This is a genomic window from Crystallibacter permensis, assembly GCF_025960875.1.
In the GTDB taxonomy this organism is placed as follows: Bacteria; Actinomycetota; Actinomycetes; order Actinomycetales; family Micrococcaceae; genus Crystallibacter; species Crystallibacter permensis.
In genome coordinates, this window is record NZ_JAODLR010000028.1 from 20,936 (window position 1) to 46,564 (window position 25,629).

General features: G+C 65.2%; 22 protein-coding genes and 1 riboswitch. Of the genes, 12 read left to right on the forward strand and 10 right to left on the reverse strand.

Going from position 1 to position 25,629, the window contains the following annotated elements:
• Positions 1–39: 39 nt before the first annotated feature.
• Positions 40–1,563 carry a sodium:solute symporter family protein gene (locus B0G38_RS21020; protein WP_264671256.1) on the reverse strand — a complete coding sequence of 508 codons (1,524 nt, stop codon included), beginning with the start codon at positions 1,561–1,563 and terminating at the stop codon, positions 40–42.
• A gap of 152 nt (positions 1,564–1,715) precedes the next feature.
• On the opposite strand from B0G38_RS21020, the gene B0G38_RS21025 reads away from it, so the two are divergent.
• From B0G38_RS21025 to B0G38_RS21040, 4 genes are all read left to right on the forward strand, one after another.
• Positions 1,716–2,291: a helix-turn-helix domain-containing protein gene (locus tag B0G38_RS21025; RefSeq protein ID WP_264671257.1), complete on the forward strand. Its 576-nt coding sequence runs from the start codon at positions 1,716–1,718 to the stop codon at positions 2,289–2,291.
• Between the two features lie 141 nt (positions 2,292–2,432).
• Complete coding sequence (gene speB, locus B0G38_RS21030; protein ID WP_264671258.1) at positions 2,433–3,554, forward strand: agmatinase; 1,122 nt, start codon at positions 2,433–2,435, stop codon at positions 3,552–3,554.
• Between the two features lie 2 nt (positions 3,555–3,556).
• On the forward strand, positions 3,557–5,272 hold the full coding sequence (locus tag B0G38_RS21035) for a thiamine pyrophosphate-binding protein (RefSeq protein ID WP_264671259.1): 1,716 nt from the start codon (positions 3,557–3,559) through the stop codon (positions 5,270–5,272).
• A 114-nt stretch (positions 5,273–5,386) separates the two neighbouring features.
• Positions 5,387–6,064, forward strand: coding sequence for a DUF4190 domain-containing protein (locus B0G38_RS21040; RefSeq protein ID WP_264671260.1), 678 nt, complete (start codon positions 5,387–5,389; stop codon positions 6,062–6,064).
• 101 nt (positions 6,065–6,165) lie between these two features.
• On the opposite strand, the gene B0G38_RS21045 is transcribed toward B0G38_RS21040, so the two are convergent.
• Entirely contained in the window at positions 6,166–6,981 is an 816-nt protein-coding gene (locus B0G38_RS21045) for a FadR/GntR family transcriptional regulator (protein ID WP_264671261.1), read from the reverse strand.
• A 160-nt stretch (positions 6,982–7,141) separates the two neighbouring features.
• Between B0G38_RS21045 and B0G38_RS21050 the strand changes: the two genes are divergently transcribed.
• The 6 genes from B0G38_RS21050 to B0G38_RS21075 all read left to right on the forward strand — a co-directional run bounded on the left by B0G38_RS21050 (position 7,142) and on the right by B0G38_RS21075 (position 13,160).
• The gene (locus B0G38_RS21050) at positions 7,142–8,431 is read left to right on the forward strand and encodes an ABC transporter substrate-binding protein (protein ID WP_264671262.1); all 1,290 of its coding nucleotides are present in this window, start codon (positions 7,142–7,144) and stop codon (positions 8,429–8,431) included.
• A 78-nt stretch (positions 8,432–8,509) separates the two neighbouring features.
• Entirely contained in the window at positions 8,510–9,463 is a 954-nt protein-coding gene (locus B0G38_RS21055; RefSeq protein ID WP_264671263.1) for a carbohydrate ABC transporter permease, read from the forward strand.
• A complete protein-coding gene (locus B0G38_RS21060) occupies positions 9,463–10,377 on the forward strand; it encodes a carbohydrate ABC transporter permease (protein ID WP_264671264.1) in 915 nt (304 codons plus the stop codon). Before B0G38_RS21055 ends, B0G38_RS21060 begins: the two co-directional genes overlap by 1 nt.
• A gap of 22 nt (positions 10,378–10,399) precedes the next feature.
• Complete coding sequence (gene dgoD / locus B0G38_RS21065; RefSeq protein ID WP_264671265.1) at positions 10,400–11,545, forward strand: galactonate dehydratase; 1,146 nt, start codon at positions 10,400–10,402, stop codon at positions 11,543–11,545.
• A 5-nt stretch (positions 11,546–11,550) separates the two neighbouring features.
• Complete coding sequence (locus B0G38_RS21070; protein ID WP_264671266.1) at positions 11,551–12,204, forward strand: bifunctional 4-hydroxy-2-oxoglutarate aldolase/2-dehydro-3-deoxy-phosphogluconate aldolase; 654 nt, start codon at positions 11,551–11,553, stop codon at positions 12,202–12,204.
• A gap of 2 nt (positions 12,205–12,206) precedes the next feature.
• Positions 12,207–13,160, forward strand: a complete 954-nt coding sequence (locus B0G38_RS21075) for a sugar kinase (RefSeq protein ID WP_264671267.1) — start codon at positions 12,207–12,209, stop codon at positions 13,158–13,160.
• A gap of 33 nt (positions 13,161–13,193) precedes the next feature.
• Here B0G38_RS21075 and B0G38_RS21080 read toward each other — a convergent pair whose 3' ends face one another.
• Entirely contained in the window at positions 13,194–13,622 is a 429-nt protein-coding gene (locus tag B0G38_RS21080) for a very short patch repair endonuclease (protein ID WP_264671268.1), read from the reverse strand.
• Between the two features lie 139 nt (positions 13,623–13,761).
• On the opposite strand from B0G38_RS21080, the gene B0G38_RS21085 reads away from it, so the two are divergent.
• Positions 13,762–14,628 carry a methylenetetrahydrofolate reductase gene (locus B0G38_RS21085; RefSeq protein WP_264671269.1) on the forward strand — a complete coding sequence of 289 codons (867 nt, stop codon included), beginning with the start codon at positions 13,762–13,764 and terminating at the stop codon, positions 14,626–14,628.
• Positions 14,629–14,734: 106 nt separating this feature from the next.
• On the opposite strand, the gene ligM is transcribed toward B0G38_RS21085, so the two are convergent.
• From ligM to B0G38_RS21110, 5 genes are all read right to left on the reverse strand, one after another.
• Positions 14,735–16,141: a vanillate/3-O-methylgallate O-demethylase gene (ligM, locus tag B0G38_RS21090; protein ID WP_264671270.1), complete on the reverse strand. Its 1,407-nt coding sequence runs from the start codon at positions 16,139–16,141 to the stop codon at positions 14,735–14,737.
• Between the two features lie 21 nt (positions 16,142–16,162).
• The gene (gene fdhA / locus B0G38_RS21095; RefSeq protein WP_264671271.1) at positions 16,163–17,380 is read right to left on the reverse strand and encodes a formaldehyde dehydrogenase, glutathione-independent; all 1,218 of its coding nucleotides are present in this window, start codon (positions 17,378–17,380) and stop codon (positions 16,163–16,165) included.
• A gap of 94 nt (positions 17,381–17,474) precedes the next feature.
• On the reverse strand, positions 17,475–17,876 hold the full coding sequence (locus B0G38_RS21100) for a GlcG/HbpS family heme-binding protein (protein WP_264671272.1): 402 nt from the start codon (positions 17,874–17,876) through the stop codon (positions 17,475–17,477).
• A 227-nt stretch (positions 17,877–18,103) separates the two neighbouring features.
• Positions 18,104–18,910: a M23 family metallopeptidase gene (locus B0G38_RS21105; RefSeq protein WP_264671273.1), complete on the reverse strand. Its 807-nt coding sequence runs from the start codon at positions 18,908–18,910 to the stop codon at positions 18,104–18,106.
• Between the two features lie 5 nt (positions 18,911–18,915).
• Positions 18,916–19,094: riboswitch (cyclic di-AMP (ydaO/yuaA leader) on the reverse strand.
• 179 nt (positions 19,095–19,273) lie between these two features.
• Positions 19,274–20,650: an MBL fold metallo-hydrolase gene (locus B0G38_RS21110; protein ID WP_264671274.1), complete on the reverse strand. Its 1,377-nt coding sequence runs from the start codon at positions 20,648–20,650 to the stop codon at positions 19,274–19,276.
• Between the two features lie 182 nt (positions 20,651–20,832).
• Between B0G38_RS21110 and B0G38_RS21115 the strand changes: the two genes are divergently transcribed.
• Positions 20,833–21,456 (forward strand): FMN reductase, encoded by a 624-nt coding sequence (locus B0G38_RS21115; protein ID WP_264671275.1) that lies wholly within the window; start codon positions 20,833–20,835, stop codon positions 21,454–21,456.
• Positions 21,457–21,540: 84 nt separating this feature from the next.
• Here B0G38_RS21115 and B0G38_RS21120 read toward each other — a convergent pair whose 3' ends face one another.
• Together B0G38_RS21120 and B0G38_RS21125 are read right to left on the reverse strand one after the other, a co-directional pair.
• Positions 21,541–21,966, reverse strand: coding sequence for a pyridoxamine 5'-phosphate oxidase family protein (locus tag B0G38_RS21120; protein ID WP_264671276.1), 426 nt, complete (start codon positions 21,964–21,966; stop codon positions 21,541–21,543).
• A gap of 69 nt (positions 21,967–22,035) precedes the next feature.
• Complete coding sequence (locus B0G38_RS21125; protein ID WP_264671277.1) at positions 22,036–25,611, reverse strand: TM0106 family RecB-like putative nuclease; 3,576 nt, start codon at positions 25,609–25,611, stop codon at positions 22,036–22,038.
• Positions 25,612–25,629 lie beyond the last annotated feature (18 nt).

Consider the following 25,629-nt stretch of genomic DNA (forward strand, 5'->3'; position numbering starts at 1 on the left):
GGCGGGCAGGAACAACAGGCTCAGCAGGAACAGCGCAGGTCAGCGGTTGCGGACCTCTTCCGGGCCTTCCACCGGCACTTCCTCCGAAACGGCGCCGGCGACCCGCAGATCCCAGGCCTCTCGCACGGCCGGGTCGGTCGGCTTGGTTGCCAGGGACACCACTACGTAGGCGACCAGCGAGGCGATCAATCCATAGTAGATCGGCTCGTTGGCGTAAATGCCGTCGTACTGGTTTTCCGCGTTGACCTCAAGGATGATCATGGTGGTCAGGGTGACCACGCTGCCGGCGGCCATGGACGCCGCGGCGCCGAGACCGGTTCCGCGCTTCCACGCCAGGCCGCCGAGGATGGCAATGAGCAATCCGCCGACCAGGATGTCGTAGGCGATGGTCAGTGCGGCGACCACGTCCTGGACCAGGATGGCCAGCACAATCGCCACGACGCCGAGACCGAGGACGTACCAGCGGCTGCCCTGCACATCGTGCCCCGGGTTTTCGCCGTGCTCGTGGTGGGCCGGCCTACCGAACCAGGAGCGGACAAAGGGCACCACGTCGGCCTTGGCCACGGTGGCGGCGGCAATCAGCGTGCCGGAGGCAGTGGACATCATCGCCGCTACAGCGGCGGCCAGCACAATACCGCCGACGCCGATGGGCAGCAGGTTCATCGCGACGTCCGCATAGACATCGTCCTGGTTCTCCAGGCCCGGAATAACGACGGCGGCCGCCATTCCGATCAGGGCGCCGGCCGCACCGTAGAAGATGCAGTAAATGCCGGCGGTCGCGCCGCCCCAGCGGGCAACTTCCGGAGACCGGGCGGTGAAAACGCGCTGCCAGATGTCCTGCCCGATCAGCAGGCCCAGGGTGTAGACCACGAAGTACGTGATGATGGTTTGCGCGCCGATGCCGCCGAGGTCGAAGAAGGAGGCGTCAACGCGCTCGCGGATCCCGTCCAGTCCGCCGGCGGCGTTCCAGGTAAACGGCAGCATGAGCAGGAAGACGCCGATGGTCTTGATGACAAACTGTGCCATGTCCGCCAGCGTGATGGACCACATGCCGCCGATGGTGGAGTAGATCAGCACAATGGCGCCGCCTACGGTGATGGCCAGCCAGCGTTCCCAACCGAAGAGCACCACCAGGATGGTCGCGTAGGCGCCTGTCGACGTGGCGCACAGCATCAGGGTGTAGGCGAGCATGACGATGCCCGAAACCTTGGTGGCGCTGACGCCGTACCGCAGGGTCAGCATCTGTGCCACCGTGTAGATTTTCAATTTCTGCAAGGTGGGCGCGAAGAGCAGGCTCAGCAGCAGCACGCCGGTGCCGATGGCCACCACCAGCCACATGCCGGACAGTCCGAACGTGTAGCCAAGGCCAACGCCGCCAACGGTGGAGGCACCGCCAAGAACGACGGCGGCCATAGTGCCGGTGTAGAGCAGGCCGCCGAGTCGGCGGCCGGCCACGAGATAATCGCTATTGTTCTTGGTGCGGGACTTGCCCCACCAGCCGAATAGCAGCATTGCGGCCAAGTAGGCGACCACAATGATGACGTTGATGATTTGACCATCCATGGGAAGAAGACTCCTGGAGCAGGAAAAATGAAGAGTTTGCCTATTAGGCAACAAGTGTTGAGTGATAGGCTAATTGTGATGTGGCCGACACGTCAAGATATTTCGGAGATCCGGGGGAGTGCGCCTCTCCTGCCGCGAGAAAGAGTTGCTCAGTGAAAGCACTGCCTGTTGAGCCCAGCAATGCCCCGGTGGCGATCGGATCCCGGATCCGGGCGGCGCGGCAGGAACAGCGCATGACTATTGAGCAGGTTGCGGACTCCACGGGCTTGACCAAGGGCTTCCTGAGCCGGGTGGAGCGGGACCTCACGTCGCCGTCGGTAGCTTCACTGGTGACGTTGTGCCAGGTACTGGGCATCTCCATCGGCGACCTGTTCCTGATGCCGGATACGCATTTATCGCGCGCAGGGGAGGGGCCGCGGGTCAGCCTGGGCGGCCAGGGCATCAAGGAAGAGTTGCTGACCGCACGGCACGAGCGCCGGCTCCAGGTCATCCGGGCGGTCATCGAGCCGCGGGGGCGGGGCGAATCCGAGCTCTACTCGGTGGACTGCGAAGTGGACGTCCTGCATGTCATCGCCGGCCGCATCACGCTGATCTTTACCTCGGAACGCTACGAGCTCAATGCGGGCGATACCATCTCGTTCTCCGGCCGCGAGCCGCACACCTGGATCAATGAGACGGACGAGCGGGCCATCGTTACCTGGACCCTGGTTCCTGCCGCCGCACGGTAATTCTTCCGGATGGGGTCAGGCTATACACGCCCCCTTCCTGTTGGCCAGAGGCCGAGCGGTCTTGACTGAGACGATGACCACAATTAGCCTATTTCAAAACACTTGATGCTTATTGGGCAACTTTTTCTCAGGAGAGACCACATGGAAGAACTCCGCGTCGAGGCCAACGGCAAGCTCGGCCCCATCGATTCATCACGGATTCCGCGCTTTGCCGGCGCCGCCACCTACGCCCGCCTCCCACGGCTGGACCAAGTGGCCCACGCCGATGTCGCCGTCGTCGGTGTTCCCTTTGACTCCGGGGTTTCCTACCGTCCGGGTGCACGCTTCGGCGCCAACCACGTCCGTGAAGCTTCGCGGTTGCTGCGCCCGTACAACCCGGCCTGGGACGTGAGCCCGTTCGAGAGCCTGCAGGCCGCCGACGCCGGCGACATGGCGGTCAACCCGTTCAACATCAACGAGGCGATCGAGACCATCCAGCAGAACGCGCTGGATCTGACCGAAAACGGCACCAAGCTCATCACACTCGGCGGGGACCACACCATCGCCCTGCCGCTGCTGCGCGCCGCCGCGGAGCGCGCCGGCCAGCCGGTGGCCATGCTGCACTTCGACGCGCACCTGGACACCTGGGACACCTACTTCGGCGCCGAGTACACGCACGGCACGCCGTTCCGCCGCGCGGTAGAGGAGGGCATCCTGGATACGGAGGCCATCTCGCACGTGGGCACCCGCGGCCCGCTCTACGGCAAGAAGGACCTGGACGATGACCACCGCTTCGGCTTCGGCATCGTGACCAGTTCCGACGTCTACTACCAGGGCGTCCGCGAAGTGGTGGCCAAGCTGCGCGACCGGATCGGCGACCGCCCTCTCTACATTTCGGTCGATATCGACGTGCTGGATCCGGCCCACGCGCCCGGCACCGGAACACCGGAGGCCGGCGGCATGACCAGCCGCGAACTGCTGGAGATCATCCGCGGCTTCCGCGGCATGAACCTCATCGGCGCCGACGTCGTGGAAGTGTCGCCGGCTTACGACCATGCGGAAATCACCGGCGTCGCCGCCAGCCATGTGGCCTACGATCTGTTGACGCTGATGGCCGCGAACGCCGCGGACAGCCAGAACAACGACGGCGGTGCATCCGTCGGCCGCGGTGCTTCCGCTGCGCGCGGGGGAGCGGACCAGAGCGGCGCCGAGGCGCAGGGCGGGACGCCGCCGCACGGGGATCCGTTGGCCGCCAACGCCCTGCGCGGCGGGGAAGGCTCCTGATCATGACGGCACCCAGCACCGGCGGGACCAGCGCCGGTGAAACAATTGTCGCCGCCCGCAACGGCGGGGACCTCGTCGTCGAAACCCTGAGCGCCCTGGGTGCAACTACCGTGTTCGGCATACCCGGCCAACACGCGCTCGGGCTCTTCGATGCCCTGAGCCGGTCCAACCTGCACTTTGTTTCTTCCCGGGTGGAGAACAACTCGGCCTTCGCCGCGGACGGCTTCTCCCGCGCCACCGGCGATGTCGGCGTGCTCTTCCTCTCCACGGGACCGGGTGCGCTGACCTCGCTGGCCGGACTGCAGGAGGCCTATGCCACCGGTGTGCCGATGGTGGTGGTAGCCAGCCAGATTCCGCTCGAAGGGCTCGGCGCCCGGCGCAAGGGCATGCTGCACCAGCTCGATGACCAGAAGGCCTCCGCCGCCAATGTCACCAAGAGCCAGCGGCTGATCCAGCACGCCTCCGGCATTCCGTCCGCCATCCAGGACGCCTGGACGGAGGCCATTTCCTCGCCGCAGGGCCCGGTCTGGGTGGAAGTGCCGCAGAATGTCCTGCTCGATCCGATCATGGTCCCGCCCGTTGAGGATGCGCTCGCCGAAGCGTTCGATAATCCGCCGCGGACCGAGCTGGTGAAGGAAGCGGTGAAGTGGCTCGCTTCCGCCGAACGGCCGGCCATCATCGCCGGTGGCGGCGTGCGCCGGGGCAGGGCCGAGCCGTGGCTGCGCTCCATCGCGGAAAAGCTGCGCGCTCCCGTGGTCTGTTCGCCGGGCGGCAACGGGGCTTTCCCCTGGCAGCATGAACTGTCGCTGCAGTCCTGGGTGGAGGACCGATACGTCACCGACGTCCTGGAAGACGCCGACGTGCTGGTGGTGGTTGGTTCGTCGCTGGGCGAGGTCACCAGCAACTACTTCACCTTTGAACCCCGCGGCAGGATCATCCAGATCGACGCCGAACCCCGGGTGCTCGAATCCAACCGGCCGGCTTTGGGGATCCGGGCCGACGCGGGCCAGGCGCTGCAGGCGCTGGACGGAGCGCTGATCGCCTCGGCCCGGCCGGAAACGGAACCGGCGTTCTCGCCCGACTGGCACGGCAAGACACCGGAGCAGTTGGTAAAGGAAACTCTGGCCAATGTGCAGGCCCGCCTCGATGCCCAGGACCTGGCCAAGGAACGGGCGTTCATGGCCGACATCCGCGAGGCTGTTCCGGATGGCATGCAGACCTTCTGGGACATGACAATTTCCGCGTACTGGGCGTGGAGCTGCTGGGACTCGCGTGAGGGTCAGTTCCACTCGGCGCAGGGTGCGGGCGGGCTGGGCTTCGGCTTCCCCGGGGCGATCGGCGGCTCCGTTGGCCTCGCCGGCAAGGGGCTGCCGGCACGCGTGCTGGCCGTTTCGGGCGACGGCTCGGCGATGTACTCCATCAGCGAGTTGGCCACCGCCAAGCAGCACAACTTCCCGGTCACCTGGCTGATTGTCGACGACGGCGGTTACGGCATCCTGCGCGAATACATGGAGGACGCCTTCGGGCAGGCCACCGCCACCGAGCTCGCGCGGCCGGACTTCGTGAAGCTGGCCGAAGCCTTCGGGGTCCCGGCTCGCCGGGTGGAGCCCGGGAACGTCCGCCAGGCCCTCGAGGAGAGCTTTGCGGCGGAGGGTCCCAACGTCGTCGTTGTTGAGACGTTGCTCAAGATGTTCGCCCCGACGCACCTGGCAACCTGAGGGAAGCTGGATAGAACTGCCCATCGAGGACTTCCCTCGGTTCGGTTAGACTCGCCGGAGGGGGCAGCGGTCGATGCTGCTTCCGTCTCACCCGCACCTAACCCAGGGGAATCCTTGTCTAACCAGTCTCCCGAAAATCCGTCGAACCAGCCGCAGGAAGGCGCAAACCAGCCGGCCTCGAACTACCCGTCGAACCAGCCGTACGGCCAGGCGCCGCAGCAGAATTCGCCGTATGGCCAGTACCCGGACCAGGGCGGCTACGGTTACCAGGCGCCCGTGCAGGAGAAGAAGGGCCTGGCCATTACGGCGCTGGTGCTCGGCATTGTGGCCCTTGTGCTCGGTGTGATTCCAGGTATTGGCTTCCTCAGCTTCATCCTTGGTCCGCTGGCGATCATTTTCGGCATCATCGCGCTGGTCAAGAAGCAGAAGAAGGGCCTGTCCATCACGGGCATTGTCCTGGGGGCGCTCGGCGTGATCGCAGCCATCGTCATCACCGCGATCATCGCCATATTCTTCACTCAGGCGGTGGGTGAGCACACCGTGCAGTACAAGGTGACCTCGGAGGGGCCCGCGGCCGTGATGTACTTCGACGGCGTCCAGCCGGTGGAAGAGCAGATCGATGGGGACTGGGATGAGGAGGTTTCCTTCACCGGTCTCCCGTTTGGGGCTGTTACCGTCACGTCCGAAAACGGCACCGTGACCTGCGAAATCATCATGGACGGCGAGAGCGTCGCCACGAAGTCCGGCAGCGGCCAGGTGGAGTGCGCCTCGGGTGACGAGTTCGTCCAGTAGGCGTAAGCACCATCCGAATCAGCAGTCTTTCCCGTCTGGGAGGGGCTGCTTTTTTGGGCCTCAGCGAGAGGCTCGGGCAACCGACCGAGCCCGCGGTGCTCTTATTCGCTCGGCAGCGGCTCGCCGGGATGTTCCTGTGCCCACAGGCTGCTCATTTCCTCGATGGCCTGCTGCATGATGCGCAGCATGGCTGCGTGTGCCTCATCCGGCTTGCGGCGCTGGATGGCGCTGGCGACGTCGGCATGCAGTTGCAGGGCCTCGTCGCTGGGATGGTGCGGCATGAGCCCGTACTGGGTCCGGCCGGAGAGCACCTCAGCGACCAGTGAATCCAGCTTGGTGAACATCTCGTTGCCCGAACTCTGCAGCACCAGCCGGTGGAACTCGATGTCCAGGGCGAGGAATTCCTCGGAGTCGCCGGCCTGGCCCGCGGCCCACATCTTGGCCGCCAGGCCCACCAGATCCGATCCATCCGAGAGCGGGGCGCGTTGCGCGGCGAGCAGCGCGGCCTGGGGTTCGACGGCGCTGCGCAGCTCGGTGAGCGAGCGCAGCTGCTTCAGCCGCCCGTTGGTGGCCAGGCGCCAACGGATGACCAGCGGGTCGTAGAGGTTCCAGGCCGTGGCAGGCTGGATAGTCACGCCCACCCGGCGCCGTGATTCGACCAGCCCCATGGAGCCGAGGATGCTCAGCGCCTCCCGGATGACGGACCGGGAGACGTGGTAGCGCTCTTCCAGGGCGTCGCTGCGCAGGACCTCGCCCGGATGCAGGCTTCCCCCGCAGATTGCCATGCCGAGCTGTTCCAACACCCGCCCCTGCAGGCCGGGCGGGCTAGCCGCCGTCGTGGCCGGTGTCGATGCGGCTGGCGTCGAGGCCGCGGCCGGGCCCGCCGACGCGTCGGCCATCGCTGTCCGCTCGCTCATTTTGCCACCTGCCTCTCGCCACTCATCTTTTTAATTCAACCACGCCTCTTGAATAAATATGATCTTAGTCACTATTGTTCAAGTAATCGGCAGATGTAAAGAGGCATTTGCTGCGGGTCCGTGAGAGTCGATCAGGGCCCCATCCAGAAACGGAGTCAGCGTGAAACGACACAATGTAATGCGCGCTACGGCGGTGGCAGCCCTGCTCTCCCTCGGGCTCACGGCTTGCGGCAGCGGCGGCGGGGGCAGCGAAGAAGCCTCCAGCACCGTGCGGGTAACCCTGGCCAACCATGTGTGGACAGACATCATCAAGGAAGCCATTCCCGAATTCGAAGAGGAGACCGGCCTCACCGTCCAGCTCACCCAGTTAGGCGAAGACCAGCTGTCCGACCAGTACAACGTGAAGCTCAACGCCGGTACGGACGAGATCGACGTGATGATGTACCGGCCGCTGCAGGAGGGCAAGCTCTTCGCGCAGAACGGCTACCTGGCCGATCTCTCGGAGCGGGTCGAGGGCAACGCGGAGTGGGACTGGTCCGACTTCCAGTCCGGTCCGGTGGAGGCCACCACCTTCGAGGACAAGGTGGTGGGCGTGCCGCTGATCACCGAGCGCGAGGTGCTCTACTACCGCAAGGACCTGCTGGAAAAGGCCGGCCTTGAGGTGCCCAAGACCCTCGAAGAGCTGGAGGCCGCGGCCAAGCAGATCAAGGAAGAGAACCCGGACACGGCGGGCTTCGTTGCGCGCACCGGCCGTTCGGCCGCGGTCACGCAGTTCTCCTCGTACCTGTACTCCTTCGGCGGGGACTTTATTGACGATTCCGGCAAGTCGGCCATCGGCACTCCCGAGGCCAAGGAGGCTTACGACTATTACGGCCGGATGATCCGCGAGTACGGGCCGGAGAACGTCAGCACGGACATGAGCTGGCCCGAAGCCATGGCCATCTTCACTCAGGGCGGGGCCGCGTTCTATACCGAGGCGGACAGCCTCTACAAGAACGCCACCGATCCTGCAGATTCGAAGGTTGCGGAAACGGTCGGCTTCGCGCCGATGCCCGAGGGCCCGGCAGGCTCCAAGCCGTACAACGTCCCCTCCTGGGGCCTGGCGATCAACGAGGCCTCGGCCAACCAGGACAACGCGTGGAAGTTCATTGAGTGGGCCACCAGCAAGGAAAAGACGCTCGAGGTCCAGAAGGCCGGCGTGCCCGGACCGCGTTCATCCGTCTGGGAGGACCCGGAAGGCATTTCCACCTACCCGAAGGATCTCGCGGAGGCCATTGCGGTCAGCGCCGAGAACGGGGTTGGCTATGACCGCCCGCTGGTGGTCTCGGTAGCCGAGGCCCGCGAAATTGTCGGCGATCCGATCGTTGCCGCCATTACCGGCAAGGATGCGGCCAAGGCCGCGGAAGCCGCCAACACGTCGTTCGAGGCCTTCCTCGAAGACGAAAAGTAGCCGAACCAAAGGCTGACGGAGAACGACGGCGGCAACGCACCGCCGTCGTTCTCCCACCACTCCGACCCAGGGTGAGAGATGACTGCACTATCCACTGACACCACGCAGCGCGGGCCCGCCCCCAAGGGACCGAAAAAGACCGGTTGGCAGGTCTACTCGGACTGGGCCAACGACCACCGCAAATGGCTTTTCGCCGCTCCGGCGATGGTCTTCGTGGGCATCCTGATTGTCTTCCCGCTGGCCTGGACCCTCTACCTGAGCCTGACGGATGCCTCCGGTTCCGTCCGGGCCGAATCCGACTTCATCGGACTAGAGAACTACGCGGAAGTCCTGACCGACACCCAGCGGTTCTGGCCCGCCGTCGGGCGCACCTTCTACTTCACCATCGGCGCCCTGGCCATCCAGATGGTGCTGGGCATGTGCATCGCGCTGCTGCTCTGGCGGCCGTTCAAGGGCGAAAAGTTTGTCCGCGTGGTGATCCTGCTGCCGCTGGTGGCAACTCCCGTGGCGGTCGGCATGATGTGGCGGCTGATCCTGGATCCGAACATCGGGTTCGCCAACCAGTTGCTGAACTTCTTCGGGATCCCCGGCCAGCCGTGGCTTTCCAGCCCGGAGACGGCGCTGACCACGCTGCTCTTCGTGGACGTGTGGCAGTGGACGCCTATGGTGGTGCTGATCCTGCTGGCCGGGCTGACGTCCCTGTCCGATGAGCCTGACGAGGCGGCGCGGATCGACGGCGCCACCGCCTGGCAGCGGTTCTGGTACGTGACGCTGCCGCTGATGATGCCCACGGTGATCGTGGCCGTGCTGCTGCGCGGCATCGATGCGCTGAAGACCTTCGACATTCTCTATGCCACCAAGGGCAAGGGCGGCGGTTCCTTCAACGAGGTGGAAACGCTGAACATCTACGCCTACGGCCTCAGCTTCGACTACATGGACTACGGCGTGGCCTCGGCCGTGCTGATCCTGTTCTTCATGATCATCGTGGCCTGCATGTGGCTCGTGACCTTCCGCCGGAAGGGGAGCAAGTAATGAACGCCCTGACAGATACCCAACGCAATGCCACCACGGCAACGGGCGGTTCCGGCAACGGAACCGGCGCCGCGAAGCCGGCCGCCCGCCGTCGTAAGCCGATCCGCACCCGTGCCTACAAGTGGTTCCGGGTGGTGGCGCTGGTGGCGATTGTGCTGACCTTCCTGGCGCCGCTGGTGTGGATGCTGCTGGCCTCGCTGAAGACCAACGTGGACATCTACGATGCGTCCAAGGCGGTCATCTTCAGCCCCACCTGGGAAAACTACGACAACGTCCTGGGCCGGAACAACTACTTCACCTTCATCTTCAACAGCTTCTGGGTGGCCTTCGTGTCCACCGCGCTGTCCCTGATCATCGGGATCCCGGCCGCCTATTCAATGAGCCGGTTCGCCATGCGCCGCTCCGCGCTGGTGGTGCTAATGGCGCGCATCATTCCCGGTGTCTCGCTGCTGGTGCCCTGGTACTACGTGTTCTCGAACCTACGGATGGTCGGCGGGTACGAGGTGCTGATCCTCTCGCACATGTTCGTGGCCCTGCCGCTGATCGTCTACATCATGATGAGCTACTTCGACTCGATGCCGCTGGAGCTGGAGGAGGCGGCGCAGGTGGACGGGCTGACGCCGATCGGCGCGTTCACCCGGATCACGCTGCCGCTGTCCGTGGCGGGCATCGCCACCGCCGGCATCCTGTCCTTCATCTTCTCGTGGAACAACTTCATGTTCGCCCTGGTGCTGTCCGGGGCCAACACCAAGACACTTCCCGTGGCCATCTTCAACTTCGTTTCCTACGCCTCCATCGACTGGGGCGGCCTGATGGCCGCGGCCACGGTGGTCACGATTCCGATCATGATCATCGCCCTGTTCACGCAGAAGTACATCGTCTCCGGCCTGACCGCCGGCGCCACCAAGGGATAGGCAAGGGGAGGGATCGTGCCAGATGCGCATCGTCAAGGTTGAGACTTTCCTGGTGCCGCCGCGATGGCTCTTTGTCCGGATCGAGACGGACACCGGCATTGTGGGCTGGGGTGAGGCCACCTGCGAGGGCCACTCCGAAACAGTGCGGACGGCGGTCGCCCAGTTCGCGGAAGTGCTGCTGCAGTCGGATCCGCTGCGGATCGAAGACCACTGGCAGGTGATGACCAAGGCCGGCTTCTACCGTGGGGGCCCCATCCTGGCGAGCGCCGTCTCCGGGATCGACCAGGCGCTGTGGGACATTGCCGGCAAGCACCTCAATGTGCCGGTGCACCAGTTGCTGGGCGGCCACGTGCGGGACCGCATCCGCGTCTATGGCTGGGTGGGCGGCGACGACCCCAACGAGGTCAAGGACCACATCCTCGAGCAACTCGACGCCGGGCTGACCGCCGTCAAAATGAATGCCTCGGGCAAAATGGGACGGCTGGGAACCGTGGCGGAGATCGACGGCGTGGTCGCGCGCGTGGCGGCGGCCCGGGAAGTTTTGGGGGAGCACCGGGACGTGGCGGTGGATTTCCACGGCCGCTTCACGCTGGCCAATACCCGCCGCGTGGCGCCGTTGCTGGAACCGCTGCGCCCGTTCTTCCTGGAAGAACCCGTGGTGCCGGAAAACTCGCATCTGATCGGCGAGCTGGCCCGCTCCACCTCCATCCCGGTCTCCACGGGCGAGCGGTTGTACTCCCGGCAGGAATTTTTGCCCGTGCTGCAGGCCGGCATCGCCGTCGCCCAGCCGGACCTCAGCCACGCCGGCGGCATTTCCGAAGTCCGCCGCATTGCCTCCCTGGCCGAGGTTTTCGATGTCCAGCTCGCCCCGCACTGCCCGCTGGGCCCGCTGGCGCTGACCGCCTGCCTGCAGGTCGGCTTCGCCACGCCCAACTTCCTGATCCAGGAACAGAGCATCGGCATCCACTACAACCAGGGCGCCGAGGTGCTGGACTACGTGCTCGACAAGACGCCGCTGAAGTTTGTGGACGGGCATATAGAACGGCTGACCGGGCCCGGCCTGGGCATCGAGATCGACGAAAACGCGGTGCGGGTGGCCGACAAACTGGAGCACCAGTGGCGCTCGCCGCTCTGGCGCCACCCCGACGGCTCCCACGCGGAATGGTGAAGATGATGCAAACGACTCCTTTGAAACCTGACGAGCTGGTCGCCGGACTGCGCGACGCCCGGCTGCTGGCCGTGATCCGCGGGAACGACGCCGATGCCTCCATTGCTTCGGCCCTCGCCTTGGTGGAGGAGGGCGTCAAGTACCTGGAAATCGCTATCACCACACCGGATGCCCAGCGGGTGATCGAGACCGTGTGCGAGCATGCCGGCCCGGATGCCGTCATCGGTGCGGGGACGGTCCTGACCGTTGACGACGTCGCGGCGGTCCTGGGCGCCGGCGCACAGTTCATCCTGACGCCGTCGCTGGCACCGTCCGTTGGGGAAGCGGCCGCGCGTGGCGTCCCGGTCATCGCCGGTGCCTTCACGCCGAGCGAGTGCTACCGAGGCATGGAACTCGGCGCTTCCGCCATCAAACTCTTCCCCGCCTCGGCCGGCGGCCCGGAGTACCTCAAGGCGGTTCGCGACCCGTTCCCGGACATCCCTTTCATCGCCATCGGCGGCGTGGGGCAAGCCGAAGCCGTCGAGTTCTGGCGGCGCGGCGCACTCGCCGTCGGCGTGGGCGGCCCGCTGGTCGGCGACGCCGCATCCGGCGGAGACCTGGCGGAACTGCGCAGCCGGGCGCGCGCCTACCTGCAGTTGGCCACGGACTCCCGGGGCTGACGGTGGAGCCTGTTGATGTCCTGACCTTCGGCGAGTCCATGGGCTCGTTCCGCCACGCCGGCCTGCTGCGGATGGGCGGCAGTGCGCAGCTGTGCCTGGCCGGCGCGGAATCCAATGTGGCCATCGGGCTGTCCCGGCTGGGCCACACCACCCGCTGGGCCGGGCGGTTGGGGCGGGACGAGATCGGCGCCTTCGCGCTGCGGCAGCTGCGGGCCGAGGGCGTGCTGACGGATGCCGTCAGCCACGACGACCACCGTCCTACGGGATTGATGCTGCTGGAGCAGCGGACCGCGGATCTGGCCCGGGTGCAGTACTACCGGGCGGGCTCTGCCGGTTCCGCCTTGACCATTGACCTGGTCCGTCCCGCCGTGGCGGCCGGCGCCCGGGTCCTCCATCTGACCGGCATTACCCCTGCATTGTCGGCCTCTGCCGCTGAGGCAGTGCTGTGGGCGGCCCGGGCCGCGCGCGATGCCGGCATCCTGGTCTCCTTCGACGTCAACTTCCGCGCCAAACTCTGGACGGCAGAGCAAGCAGCCGCAACGCTGCCCGCCATCGCCGCGTGCGCCGACGTCGTTATTGCCTCGGAGGACGAGCTGGCGCTCGCGGTCCCCGAAGCCCACGACGGCGAGGCCGCGGCTGCCGCCGCACTGGCCACTCTGGGCGTGGGCCAAGTGGTCATCAAACGCGGGGCCGACGGGGCCACGGGCTGGATCGATGGGAAGCCGCATCACGTGGCGGCCCACCAGGTCGTCGTGCGCGACACCGTGGGCGCGGGTGATGCCTTCACCGCTGGGTACCTGTCCGGTCTGTTGGATGGGCTCGACATCCAGGCGCGGCTGGAGCGCGGAGCCATTCTGGGCGCGTTCGCCGTCGGCTATCCGGGGGACTGGGAGGCGCTGCCCACGCGCGGGGAACTGCGGCTGTGGGAACAGCAGACCGGCACTACGGTGAGGTAGACGCTGCCGGACCGGCCGGCAGGAGTACCGCATCTAGCCCAGGAATCCGATGAGCCGTTCTTCCAGGCTGCCCAGATCGCTGGACTTCTTGAACTCGCACTCCCACACCGTCAGCACATCCCAGCCTGCCGCGTGCAGTTCCTGCCGTTGCGCTTCGTCCCGGGCCGCGGTCCGGGACCGCTTGGCCTGCCAGAACTCGGTATTGGACTTAGGCTCGTGCTGGCCGACCTTGCAGCTATGCGCATGCCAGAAACAGCCATTGACGAAAATGACCTTGCGCCGGCCGGGAAAGACCAGATCCGGCCGGCCGGGAAGCTTGGCCCCAGCGGCCGATCCGTGCAGCCGGTACCGGTAGCCCCTGGCATGCAGCAGCCGGCGGACAATAAGCTCAGGTTTGGTGTTTTTGCCGCGGATCCTGGACATGTTGGCGCTGCGCTGCTCGGGGGTGAGCGAATCGGCCATGATCCCATTTTAAGCTGCGGCTCAGCGCTGTCCCAACGGTATGCCCAAACCCCTATGCAGATAGTTATTGAGCGATAGAATCGAAGCATTGTCGCCGGCGCCCGCGTCCTCGGCGAGATCCGACGGAAGAAGGAACGCTATGGCTAACCACAGTCCAACAAATCCCGACGCCGTGCGCTCGCTGCTCGAGGACTTCTCCCTGGAAATGACGGGCAAGGACGTGCCGGCGCTGGAAGAGGCTGCCGCTTTCATCCCGCCGGGCACCAGGATCTCGGTGACGTTCCTAGGCAACGAAGACCTGCCGATGCGGGTCGGCGCGGCGGCTGCCGTCAAGCGGTTGGGGTTCGTCCCGGTTCCCCACATCTCCGCGCGCAGACTTGCCTCGCAGGCCGAGCTGGAAGGATTCCTCAGCGCGTTGGCAACGGAGGCAGCCCCCGAGGACGTGTTTGTGGTCGGCGGTGACCCCGCCCAGCCCGAAGGCCCCTATGAGGACTCCCTCGCCCTTATCCGCACCGGGCTGCTGGGCCAGTACGGTTTCAAACGCGTGAGCATCAGCGGATATCCGGAAGGGCATCCCGACATCAGCGACGAGGTGCTGTGGCAGGCACTCACGGACAAGTACGCGGCGCTGCAGGAACTCGGTCTGGAATGCTCGATCATCACGCAGTTCGGTTTCGACGCCGACCCGGTTTTCGCCTGGCTGTCGGAACTTCGGCGTCGCGGTGTGCAGGCACCGGTGGAGATCGGCGTGCCCGGACCTGCCGGCGTCAAGCGGCTGCTCAACTATGCGCGCCGTTTCGGTGTCGCTTCCTCCGCAGGGATTGTGCACAAGTACGGGTTCTCGCTGACGAACCTGCTCGGTACCGCGGGCCCGGACAAGTTCATCAGGGAGTTCGCGCAGCGTCACAACGAGGCGGAGCATGGCCGGATCCTGCTGCACTTCTATACTTTCGGCGGGCTGAAGACTACGGCGGAGTGGGTCCGCGAGTTCCGCGCCAGCGGATGACCGCAACGGCTGGCGGGCACCTGGCCCGCCACCCGTCGTGCTTTGGCGATTATTTTGGCTGTTTCCGTCGGAGCCCGGATGTTTTTGCAGGCCCCGCCGGTTCCGCTTAGCTCTTCTGGCCGGAGCGCCAGCCGCCCTGGTAGTCCTTCCGGACCGTCTCGGAGTATGGCACCGGGCTGACCACGGCGCGCACCTCGAGCTGCTGGTGCGGCTCCACCGTGGTCTTGCGGGTGCCGCCGTCCGGCTCGCCCCAGACGACCTTCAGCTCCGTGCCCTCGGGCACGGACGGGTCCACGGTGGCCAGCGAGAGTGCACGCCGCTCGTTGGCGCTGTAGCCGGTGAACATGGACAGCCCCACGTTGGTGCCGTCCGCGTCGATCACGGCGTCGTAGTTCGAGGAGCCGTAGTTGGCCAGCGGCAGGTCGAAGTACTTGTACGGCGTGCCCTCGGTGTCGAACAGGGAGGCGAAGATCTTCGCCATGTCCTCCGGGTTCCACGCCAGCGTGACCTTCTTGCGCTGGGTGGCCGGGTCGATCTTCTCCAGCGCCTCGCGACCGATGAAGTCATGGTCGAATTTCACGAACGAGCCGTAGCCCAGCTCCCAGGGCGTCAGGTAGTAGTCCTCGATCTTGTCCGCGACGAAGCTGCCGGCCACCGCGTTGGTCGCCTCGTAGCTGTCGGCGCCCAGCCATTCGCGGTAGGGCCGCATTTCTTCGCCGGTGTAGATTGCCGGCAGCGGGGATGGGATCCAGCCCGACTCCAGTGTGTTGGACGGGTAGGCGCGGGAGCCGACGGCCAGCATGCCGAACTCCTGGCCGATCTGCAGGATCGTGTCGCGGGCCTTGTCGTAGGTTTCGTACGGCCCCCACAGCTCCAGCCCGGGAGCGCCTGCCATCCCGTGGCGCAGCGTGCGGACCTGCGCGCCGGCCACGTTCATGTGGTCCATGTTGAAGAACTTCAGCTGCTCCACCGGGCCGCCGTTGATCTTCTCGATGATCTGCCAGGCGTTGGGCCCCTGGATCTGGAAGCGCCAGTACTTGCGCTTGACCGGCTGGCCCATCGGGCGTGACGGTGAGCGGCGGTCGACGACGATTTCGGCGTCATAGCCGCCGGTCTCGCCGTGGTAGAGCAGCCAGTTGGCCGCCGGCGCACGGCCCACGTAGATGTACTCGTCCTCGGCCTCGTGGAAGAGGATGCCATCGCCGATCACGTGCCCGGCCGGCGTCGTCGGCACATACTGCTTGGCCTTGTTGACCGGGAAGTTGGCCACGCTGTTGATGGCCGTGTCGGAAATCAGCTTCAGCGCGTCCGGGCCCTTGATGAACAGATTGTCCATGTGGTGGGACTGGTCATAGAGCACGGCCGTCTCTCGCCACGCGCGCTGTTCGCTGCGCCAGTTGGTGAATTCCGGCGCGACCACCGGGTAGATGTAGGCGCCGAGCTGGGAATTGCGCAGCAGTTCAACGGTGTTGCCGGAGGCGTCCAGGACTTCCTGCAGATTCTTCGCATTCATCGTTGCTGTTCCTCTCCTCGATCAGTTCTTGACGTAGCCGTTCGGGTTCAGGACGTACTTGGTGGCGGCGCCGGCGTCGAACTCGGCGTAGCCCTTGGGCGCGTCTTCGAGGGGGATGGCCTTGGCGTTGACGGCCTTGGCGATCTGGACCTTGTCGTGCAGGATCGCCATCATCAGCTGCCGGTTGTACTTCATGACCGGGCACTGGCCGGTGGTGAAGGACAGCGACTTGGCCCAGCCGGTGCCGAGACTGATGGAGAGCGAACCGTGCTGCGCGGCTTCATCCGCCGCCCCGGGATCGCCGGTGACATAGAGCCCGGGGATGCCCAGCGCGCCGCCGGCGGCGGTGATGTCCATCAACGAGTTCAACACGGTGGCCGGCGCCTCGTGCGAGGAGTCCTTGCCATGGCCGCGGGCTTCGAAACCAACGGCATCGATGCCGCAGTCCACTTCGGGCACGCCCAGGAGCTGCTCGATCTGGTCCTTCGGATCGCCCTTGGACACGTCCACGGTTTCACAGCCGAAGCTGCGTGCCTGCGCGAGCCTTTGTTCGTTGAGGTCCCCCACAATAACGACGGCGGCGCCGAGTAATTGCGCGCCGACCGCGGCAGCAAGGCCAACCGGCCCGGCACCGGCCACATACACGGTGGAGCCGACCCCGACGCCGGCGGTGACGGCGCCGTGGAATCCGGTGGGCAGGATGTCGGAGAGCATGGTCAGGTCCATGATCTTCTCCAAGGCCTGGTCGCGGTCCGGGAACTTCAGCAGGTTCCAGTCCGCGTAGGGGACCATGACGTACTCGGCCTGGCCGCCGACCCAGCCGCCCATATCGACGTAGCCGTAGGCGCTGCCGGGACGATCCGGGTTCACGTTCAGGCAGATGCCGGTCTTGCGTTCCTTGCAGTTGCGGCAGCGGCCGCAGGAAATGTTGAACGGGACTGAGACGATGTCGCCGGTCTTGATGAATTCGACGTCGGGTCCGCATTCGATGACCTCGCCGGTGATTTCGTGTCCCAGCACCAGATCGGTCGGGGCAGTGGTGCGGCCGCGGACCATGTGCTGGTCCGAGCCGCAGATGTTGGTGGTAACTGTTCGCAGAATGACGCCGTGGGGAACCTTGCGGCCAATGTTGGCCGGATTGATCCCCGGGGCGTCCCTGAGGTCGAAGGTGGGGTAGTCGGTGTCGATGACTTCGACTTTCCCTGGTCCTTTGTAGGCAACGGCTCTGTTTCCTGACACGGGGCATGACTCCTTATTTCTGGACCGCACGGTGATAGCCATCACGCTAGCGGACTTCACTCACTATGGCTATAGGTACTTAGGAACGCAGCTGTCAGAGCGCGCCGGCGCCGGCCTCCGCAACGGTCTGGTCCTGCTCACCGCTGCCGCCGCTGACACCAATCGCGCCGACAACCTGGCCTTCCCGGCTGAGCGGCACGCCGCCGGCGAAAATCATGATCCGGCCCTGGTTGCTGGCGTGGATGCCGTAGAACTGGTTGCCCGGCTGCGAGTTGTCGCCCAGGTCCTTGGTCTGGATGTCGAAGGCACGGGAGGTGAAGGCCTTGTTGATTGAGATGTCGATGCTGCCCAGCCAGGCGCCATCCATCCGCACGTGCGAGATGAGGTTGCCACCGGCATCGACGACGGCGATGTTCATCGGCTGGCCGATTTCTTCTGCGCGGGCTTCGGCGGCCGCGATGATGCTGCGGGCATCGGCAAGGGTAAGGGCGTTCATTCTTGTCTCCTAGCGCTGGTTCCGCCGGCATGGCTCGGCTCGACTCGATTCGATTCGATTCGACACGGCGCCGGTGCGGCTCTGCGCCAGTGCTCGGATGCGGCGGGTATGCCCCACGCTAGTCCTCTTGTCCAGTGGTGACTAGGGACAAAAAACGGGGCCGCGCGGCTTGTGCCGCGCAGGCCCGTTCGGGTCTGGCCGTCGATCCGCCGAGGCGGATGTTGTGGCTAGAGGTACTTTGCCGGGTCTACTTCCGCGCCGTCGACGACGACCTCGAAGTGCAGGTGGCAACCGGTGGAATTGCCGGTGGTGCCCAGATCGGCGATGGAAGCGCCGGCCGAGACCCGTTCGCCCTGGCTGACGTCGATGCTCTGCAGGTGGTTGTAGGTGGTCTTCATGCCATTGCTGTGCTCAATGACAATGCGGTTGCCGTAGCCGGCGGCGCTGGAGGAAGCCTCGACGATCTTGCCGGCAGCAGCAGCCTTGACATCGGTACCGCAGGCGAGGGCGTAATCGGAGCCGTTGTGGAACTCGCCGGCTGCCCCGGTGACCGGGTTGATCCGGTAGCCGAAGCCCGAGGACTGGTTCAGGTCAGCGACCGGGGAAGCCAGCCCGCTGGCTGCAGTCTTCTTCGGAGCAGGCTTGGACTCCTTCTTCGGTTCGGCCTTCTCGACGGAGGCGGCCTTGACCTCGGTCTTCGGCTCACCCTTCTGCTCCGGGGCAGCCTTGCTGGTCACTTCGATGCGCTCGAACTTCATCTCGCTGTCCTGAGCCGCAGTCACCGGGGCCGAAGAGATGCTGGCGGCGCTGGCGGCGTTCAGGTCTTCGTTCCCGGAGACCGCCTGGGCGGTAGGAACGGCGGCCAGGGCAATGATGCCGGTGGCAGCCAGGGCCAGGCCGGCCTTCTGGGAGGCGGTAGCGGAAAAGCGGCGCTTCGACGCTCGGCGGCCTTCGCTGTCATGGTTCCGCACGGCGGTCGGCAAGGAAGTGTCGGTGGCGCGACGGCGTCCGCGCGCAGGCTTATTAGTGTGCAAAGGGGAGGTCCTCTCGTATGCGCCTGCGAAGTTAGCTGTCGGATTCGAGAGAGAGTTCACTCGGTTCGGTCAGCGGCAGCAATGTGCCTTCGATGTTGCTGACAGAACTTCACCCCAAGGCGCCCCCAAGCGCCGTGTGTGGTTCCTCCGCCCCTGTCTGGAAAGAATTGAACGGGCTGATCCGCTGACAGGGCTAGGCGTACGGATCAGGCTCTTACCACTTGTTGCGTAAGAATGCCTTTCAAAAGTATCGTGTCGGCGTGTCTTGTTACAAATTCGTTATGCGTGTTTGTGGACACACGAAGCACTGCCGATGTAAAAGCTCGGCCGGTCACACGGCGCCGGCTGGGGCGTTTCAGCGATTTATGCCGCCTGGTGCTGCCGGGCCCAGGCGTTGTAGCCGCCCGCAACATCGGCGACGTCGGCATAGCCGAGCGCCTTCAGCGCGCTCGCGGCCACACTGGAGCGCCAGCCGCTGGCGCAGTGCACTACGATGCGTTTGTCCGCCGGGAGCTCGTCGTGGCGTTGCGGCAGTTCGGCCAGCGGAATGTGCACGGTTCCGGGAATGGCGCCGTCCTCCCGCTCTCCGGCATTGCGGACATCGAGCACCACGGTTTCAGGATCGGCCAGGGTGCTGTCCAGCGCATCCGCCGGGACCCGGTCCGTGCGGCCGGCCAGCTGAGGCTGCGCCGCGAGGAGGTCGGGAAGGTTCGGGACGAAGCCGACCACTCTGTCGCAACCAATGCGGGCAAGACCTAGTTGGACTTCGGCTTCCCTGCCCGGCTCGGCCGCAATGACGATCACGTCGCGGTGGTCGAAGAACATGCCCGCCGTTTCCTCAAAGCGCCCGTCAATGCCCACGTTGATGGAGCCGGCCAGATGGCCTGCGGCGAACAGTTTCGGCGGCCGCGCATCAAGAATCCGCGCCCCTGAAGACAGCGCGCGTTCCAGCGCATCCTCCGGGAGTGCCGCGGGGTGCAGTTTGCTTGCCATCACCGGATGCCGGCTGCGGTTCAGTCGGGCGTCGGTGGCAAAGTACGTCGGAGCGGACGGTTGGCCGCTGGTGATCAGGTCCACGAATTCGTCCTCGCTCATCGGCTGGACGGAAGGGTTCGCGGCCTGCTGCTGCCCGATCGTCGATTCCCGCTCGGCCGAGAGGTTCTTCCCGCATGCGCTTCCTGCGGTGTGCGCGGGAAGCAGGCGCACGCTGCCATCAAGCTTCATCAGATCATCGTGCACCGAGTGATAGAGCGCGCGGGCCAGTTCCACGGGATCAGCGCCGACGGATGCGGCAAGGTCAGGCCGGCCCACATCGCCGATGAAGAGGGTGTCTCCGGTCAGGGCCGCATGCGGTGTTTTGTCCGTTGCGTGCTCGCGGACCAGCACGGTGATGGACTCCCAAGTGTGGCCGGGGGTCTCATGGATCTCCAGTTCGACCTCACCCAGCGAAATCCTTTCACCGTGATGCAGTTTGCGGAAATCGTAGACAGCTTCCGCTTGGGCGCCGAGCCCTATCCACGCCCTGGTGGCAGCCGCCAGCTCGAGATGTCCGGCCACAAAATCCGCATGGAAGTGGGTGTCGATCACGCCCACGATCGTGAGGTTGTTCCGGGAGGCGTCGTCCAGGTACTGATCGATGTCCCGCTGCGGGTCCACGACAACGGCATTTCCGGTGGTCTCGTCTCCGATCAAATAGGAACTCAACGACAAGGAACTGAGGTGGTATTGATTCAGGATCACCGGTCCTCCTTGCGGGAGAAGGCCCTTGCCGGGGGTCTTGTCGGATGATGGTTATCCCAGTGTGGCACCGTTTGTATGCGCGCAACAGGAACACCATCCCTCCGGCAGGAATAATCCGCCAGCACTCCCGGTTGTGAAGATAGATGCAATCGCATGAACAATGAAGGCATAAGGAGAAACCGGTGTCAGAGCGCAAAATCGTGGTGTTGTCCGCAGGGCTGGGCGTACCGTCTTCCAGCCGCCTGCTGGCGGATCAGCTGGCAAAATCCACCGCGGGCCGGTTCCGTCAAGAAGGGGCCGATACTTCCGTGAAGACCTTCGAACTGCGTGAGTACGCCGTGGATATCGCCAACAACATGGTGGCGGGCTATGCCGCGCCAAGGCTCCAGGAATTGATCGATGCTGTCACCGCGGCAGATGCGCTCATTGCTGTCACACCGGTCTTCAGCGCCTCCTACAGCGGACTCTTCAAGTCCTTCTTCGACGTCATAGACAAGGATGCCCTGGCTGGTAAGCCCGTACTCGTCGGCGCGACCGGCGGCACCGCGCGCCATTCGCTGGCCCTGGACTACGCAATCCGCCCGCTCTTCAGCTACCTGCGCGCGCGCACAACCCAAACAGTGGTGTTCGCTGCGCCGGAAGACTGGGGTGGCGCGGATGAGGCCGGCGGCGGCATCGTGCGCCGGGCAGGCCGTGCAGCAGCGGAACTGGTGGCGCTGGTCCAGGATGTACCCGCCGAAGAGCAGGGACGCGGCGGCATCGAGTCAATGAGTTTCGAAGAAATCCTGGCCAACGTCGGCCACTGACTGCGGCTGGAAAAATGCGTCGGCATACGGCTGCTCATTGAGGAATCGGAGCCCCGTGTGCTACTGCCCGGGGTTCGGTGTTGATTAGTCGCGCTCCGGTTGCTCGCCCAAGATGAAGTGCCTTCCGCTGACGTGTACCGGTTTGAGTTCGATGTAGAAATCCTTGAGGGTTGGAATCCACGTCTTGAGGCCGAGCTTTTCGGCGGCGGCGATTTCATCGCCGGACTGCAGCACCCTGGCCGTTCCTTTGACGACGACGCTCCACGCCTCATCGCTGGTGATCCCGTCCGTTTCGAATACAACGTTCTCGTTGATCGTGACTTCAGCCAGCTTGGTGCCTGGTGCGCTGCGCATCAGCAGCTTGCCATCGTGGGCGAGGTAGTTGATGGGGAAGATATCCGTCTCGCCGGCGACGGTCAGGACAATGCGGCCGTGTTGGGTCTTTTCCAGCAGTTTCCAAGATTGCTCGTCGGTGAGTTCTAGGACCGGTTCATCGTGTTGGAACATCATGCACCCATTCTTCTACACTGCGTAGAAAAAAGAAATGGTTATCGTCCGCAATGCGAGCAGATCAGGGATTCAGTCCGGCAGGCATAGTCCAATGAAAGCACCCAGCTCTTCAAGTCCCTCCGGCTTGCTGGGGAGATAGCTGGTCAGCTCGCGGGAGCGGACGATGACGGCCCGCCACTGCCCGCGGGAAACAGCTACGTTGGTCCGATTGCGGTTGAGTACGAATTCCATTCCTCGCGGCGCTTCTGACGGCGCCGATACTGCCGTCGATACGATCACCACCGGAGCTTCCTGGCCCTGGAACTTATCCACGGTTCCCACCCGGACACCGTCCAGCCCGGCTGATTCAAGCTGGTGCCGGATCCACTGGACCTGGGCGTTGTAGGGCGCCACCACCAGAATGTCCGCGGGGGCCAGCGGTCGGGTTGTGCCGCCGTCCGTCCATTGCAGGCCGAGGTGCCGCTGGACCTGCCGGAGAACTTCAGCGGCCTCCTCGGCAGACGACGTCGAATTTCCCTGATGGTCCAGCAGGACGCATTCCACGCCTGCAGGCGCACCCTGAAGTCGGCGCCCGTCGGCCGCTGGCGCGCTATGCAGGCGGCCCTCGTAGGCGAGCCGGGAAACTGCGGCGCACAAATCCGGGTGCATCCGCCAGGTCAGGGCGAGGAAGTATCCCAGTTCCGGCGGCAGCGTGGCATGCCCTGCCGACAGCCAGCCCAGGGCGGAGGTATCCACCGGTTCCGGATGGGTGGCCTGGGTGACTTGCGGCAACTGCTGCGGATCTCCCAGCAGGAGCAGGCGGCGGGTGGCACGGGAGACAGCCAGGGTGTTGGCCAAGGAAAACTGTCCCGCCTCGTCAATGACCAGCAGATCCAGCGAACCCGGGGGGACTTTGCTGCCGGTCATCGTCCAAGCCGTGCCGCCTACCAGCGCCCCGCCCGGTTCCGTGAGCAGCCGTTCCACCTCGGCGTCCGTGCGGTTCCGCCACGGAACGTTCTCCCCATTGAGTTTCTTGGCCACCCGCTCCAGCGGAACGCGGCCCTTATCTACGGCCGCCTTCATCATGTTTTCCACGACCGCGTGGGACTGTCCGACCACGCCAACCTTCCAGCCCTGCGCCACTAAGCAGCCGATGACATGAGCGCCAATGTGCGTCTTGCCGGAGCCGGGCGGACCTTGGACAGCCAGGTAGGAACGGTCCAATGCCTCGACAGCTGCGGTGATCGCGTCGATGTAGCCGTCCGGCTCTTGTGCAGCGACCGGTAGTGACGCGTGGCTGCGCAATCGTGGCGGAACACGGCGAAGCAGATCGAGTGCCGGATGCGGCGGCAGTTGAGGCAATCCGCTGCTCACCAGCCCGGCAAGCTCCGCCAGCGCTTGCTTCAGCGACGTGGTTGCCGGCGGCTGGTTCGGAGACAACGCCATCGGCAACTGGTCATACGGATCCGCCTTGGAAGGCAGGCGCTCCTGGACCAGCAGGACATCCATGTCGCCGGCCGCGTCCAACTCGATGACCTGCGTTTCAAAGCAGTAGCTGCGCTGGTCAACGCCGGTGTCCCTGGCCTGTAGGAAGTCCGGAAACGGCCGGTCGTAGAGCCGGCACAGCGAGGTGCCTTCCTTGATGGTCGAGCCGGGGGCCAGCGTGCCGGTCAGCCGGAGCAGGCGGACGGGATTCCGCTTGCCCGGCGGCACGGCCCACTCCTCAACAATCTCCGCGTCTTGCACGATGAACACGTCCCTGGTGTCGGCCCAGTCCGGCGCCGGCGCGTTCAGCCGGTCGAAGTGGGTCCACCAGAACTGCTTGTCTTCGCGCCGGTGGTAGCCGACCGCCGCGGCAACCATGGCGATGGCTTGGTCATCAGCGGACAATGGTTCGCCCGTATGTGCGGCCCTGGCCGCAGCCGCCGCCACATGGTCCAGCAACCGCCGCTCGTCCTGGGACGGCTCGTCCGGAACTTCAGCTGCCTTTCCTCCGTCGATCGCGGCAGCGTTTGCGGCTGCGCCATCGGCGGTCGAGCCGGGCTGGATGCCCCGTTCGGCCGCCAGCTTGAGCAGCCAGTTGCGCAACTCGAGGGTGGAGACGCAGTCGTATTCGTTATAGTCGCTGATGCCCGCGAGGATCTTCGCCGCGTCATCGGTCCGGCCGGCGTCGCGTGCCTCGCAGTAGTGGGCGTAGGCCACCACCGATGCGCCGGCGTCTGTCACATCGCCGCTGCGCAGATTGTCTCCCATGTACAGCGGCTCGAGTTTCTTGATGCTGTAGGAGTTCTCCGAGATCCGCAGGCTGTTGCGCACCGTGTCGTAGAGGTCAACCAGTACGCCTTCGCGCAGCAGTCCGTCCACGGCGTCCTCGCCCAGGACGTGCTGCAGCGACAGCCGGCGCAGGGCCGCCTTTTCGTAATTGGCGTAGTGGTAAATGTGCAGGTCAGGATACCGTTCGCGCCGCTGCGCCACGTAGTCGAGGAAGTCAGCCAGCGCCTGGCCTTCCTCGGCACGGCTGTGCGCCCAGAACGGCAGGAACGGCGGTTTGTCCCGCGGGGAGACCGGGTTCTCCACCACGCCGAAAAGGTACTCGAGGCCCCAGACACCGGCACCATCCTGCCACAGCGGATCCCCCTCGAAATCGAAGAAAATGTCACCCTCGCTGGGGCGGGGGAGCGCGGCCAGCGCGTTTTGCTCCAGCACCCGGTAGGAGACCTTGTGCGGCTCGCCGTCTTTGTCTGCGAACATGACCGATCCGTCCGGCTCCTGGACCCCGGTCTGCATGCGCGCCTGATCCCGCAGCCGGGCCAATGTTCCGCCGGAGCTTTCGCCCGCCGGCAGTGGCATGGCGGCGAGGTCATCGATGGTGCGGATGCCGTCTGCCATCAGCTGGCGCCGGCGCGTGGTGCTCATATGCGAAACCAGCAGCAGGTCCCGGTGCAGCTTGACCTGCTCGGAGCAGTATTCGCAGCGGCCGCAGGCCGTGTAGCGTTCGTCATTCCAGACGACCGGATCCGGCTGCGCGCGGTGTTGGTCGGTGATGGCCAGGAAACGGGTCCGGCGCTCCTTGAAAGCGGGCAGGATGTCCGTGAGGCTGTGGTTGCTGTGCACGCCGTTCCCCAGCACCAGCGTGACCGTGGGGGAGGGCGTGATTCCGGCTTTGGCGAGTTGGTCGCCGTAGGCGGCGAGCTGCAGCAGGGCAGTTACCTTGGCGTGGCGGGCCAGTTTGGTGTCATACACCGCGTAACGCGACGTTCCGCCGTCGCTCTCCCTGACCAGGAAATCCGAGCGGCCGTGGAAGCTGCCGTCAAAAAACGAGGCCTGGAACACGACATCCGCCCCGGACTCCAGGGCGGCAATGGATTCGGCATGCTTGGCGGTGAGCTCCGGGCGGGTATACCCGGTGGTCTCGGCAATCTCCACGACGCCGGAGCCGAACCGGTCCTTGAACTCCTGCAGCACCCGGTGCTCATGCACATCGCCGAGCACGGCCGTTCGCTCCAGCATCTCGTCCGGAGCGAAGACGGCCTTCGGCGTGCGGCCCAGTTTTTCATCCAGCTTCCGCAGCAGTTGGTACTCGCAGCCGGCAGCGACCACCAGATCACTGGCGGTGAAGACCAGTTCCGGTTCGGCGCCGGCTGATTCTGATTCAAGCAGGAACACTAGGCCTCCCGGGCTGAC

Bases quoted from the DNA above. Each gene is read 5' to 3' on its own strand.
- B0G38_RS21120 (WP_264671276.1), bottom strand. From the start codon at position 21,966: ATGATGTTCCAACACGATGAACCGGTCCTAGAACTCACCGACGAGCAA.
- B0G38_RS21100 (WP_264671272.1), bottom strand. From the start codon at position 17,876: ATGAACGCCCTTACCCTTGCCGATGCCCGCAGCATCATCGCGGCCGCC.
- B0G38_RS21035 (WP_264671259.1), top strand. From the start codon at position 3,557: ATGACGGCACCCAGCACCGGCGGGACCAGCGCCGGTGAAACAATTGTC.
- B0G38_RS21070 (WP_264671266.1), top strand. From the start codon at position 11,551: ATGCAAACGACTCCTTTGAAACCTGACGAGCTGGTCGCCGGACTGCGC.
- speB (WP_264671258.1), top strand. From the start codon at position 2,433: ATGGAAGAACTCCGCGTCGAGGCCAACGGCAAGCTCGGCCCCATCGAT.
- B0G38_RS21085 (WP_264671269.1), top strand. From the start codon at position 13,762: ATGGCTAACCACAGTCCAACAAATCCCGACGCCGTGCGCTCGCTGCTC.
- B0G38_RS21055 (WP_264671263.1), top strand. From the start codon at position 8,510: ATGACTGCACTATCCACTGACACCACGCAGCGCGGGCCCGCCCCCAAG.
- B0G38_RS21060 (WP_264671264.1), top strand. From the start codon at position 9,463: ATGAACGCCCTGACAGATACCCAACGCAATGCCACCACGGCAACGGGC.
- dgoD (WP_264671265.1), top strand. From the start codon at position 10,400: ATGCGCATCGTCAAGGTTGAGACTTTCCTGGTGCCGCCGCGATGGCTC.
- ligM (WP_264671270.1), bottom strand. From the start codon at position 16,141: ATGAATGCGAAGAATCTGCAGGAAGTCCTGGACGCCTCCGGCAACACC.
- B0G38_RS21045 (WP_264671261.1), bottom strand. From the start codon at position 6,981: ATGAGCGAGCGGACAGCGATGGCCGACGCGTCGGCGGGCCCGGCCGCG.
- B0G38_RS21020 (WP_264671256.1), bottom strand. From the start codon at position 1,563: ATGGATGGTCAAATCATCAACGTCATCATTGTGGTCGCCTACTTGGCC.
- B0G38_RS21080 (WP_264671268.1), bottom strand. From the start codon at position 13,622: ATGGCCGATTCGCTCACCCCCGAGCAGCGCAGCGCCAACATGTCCAGG.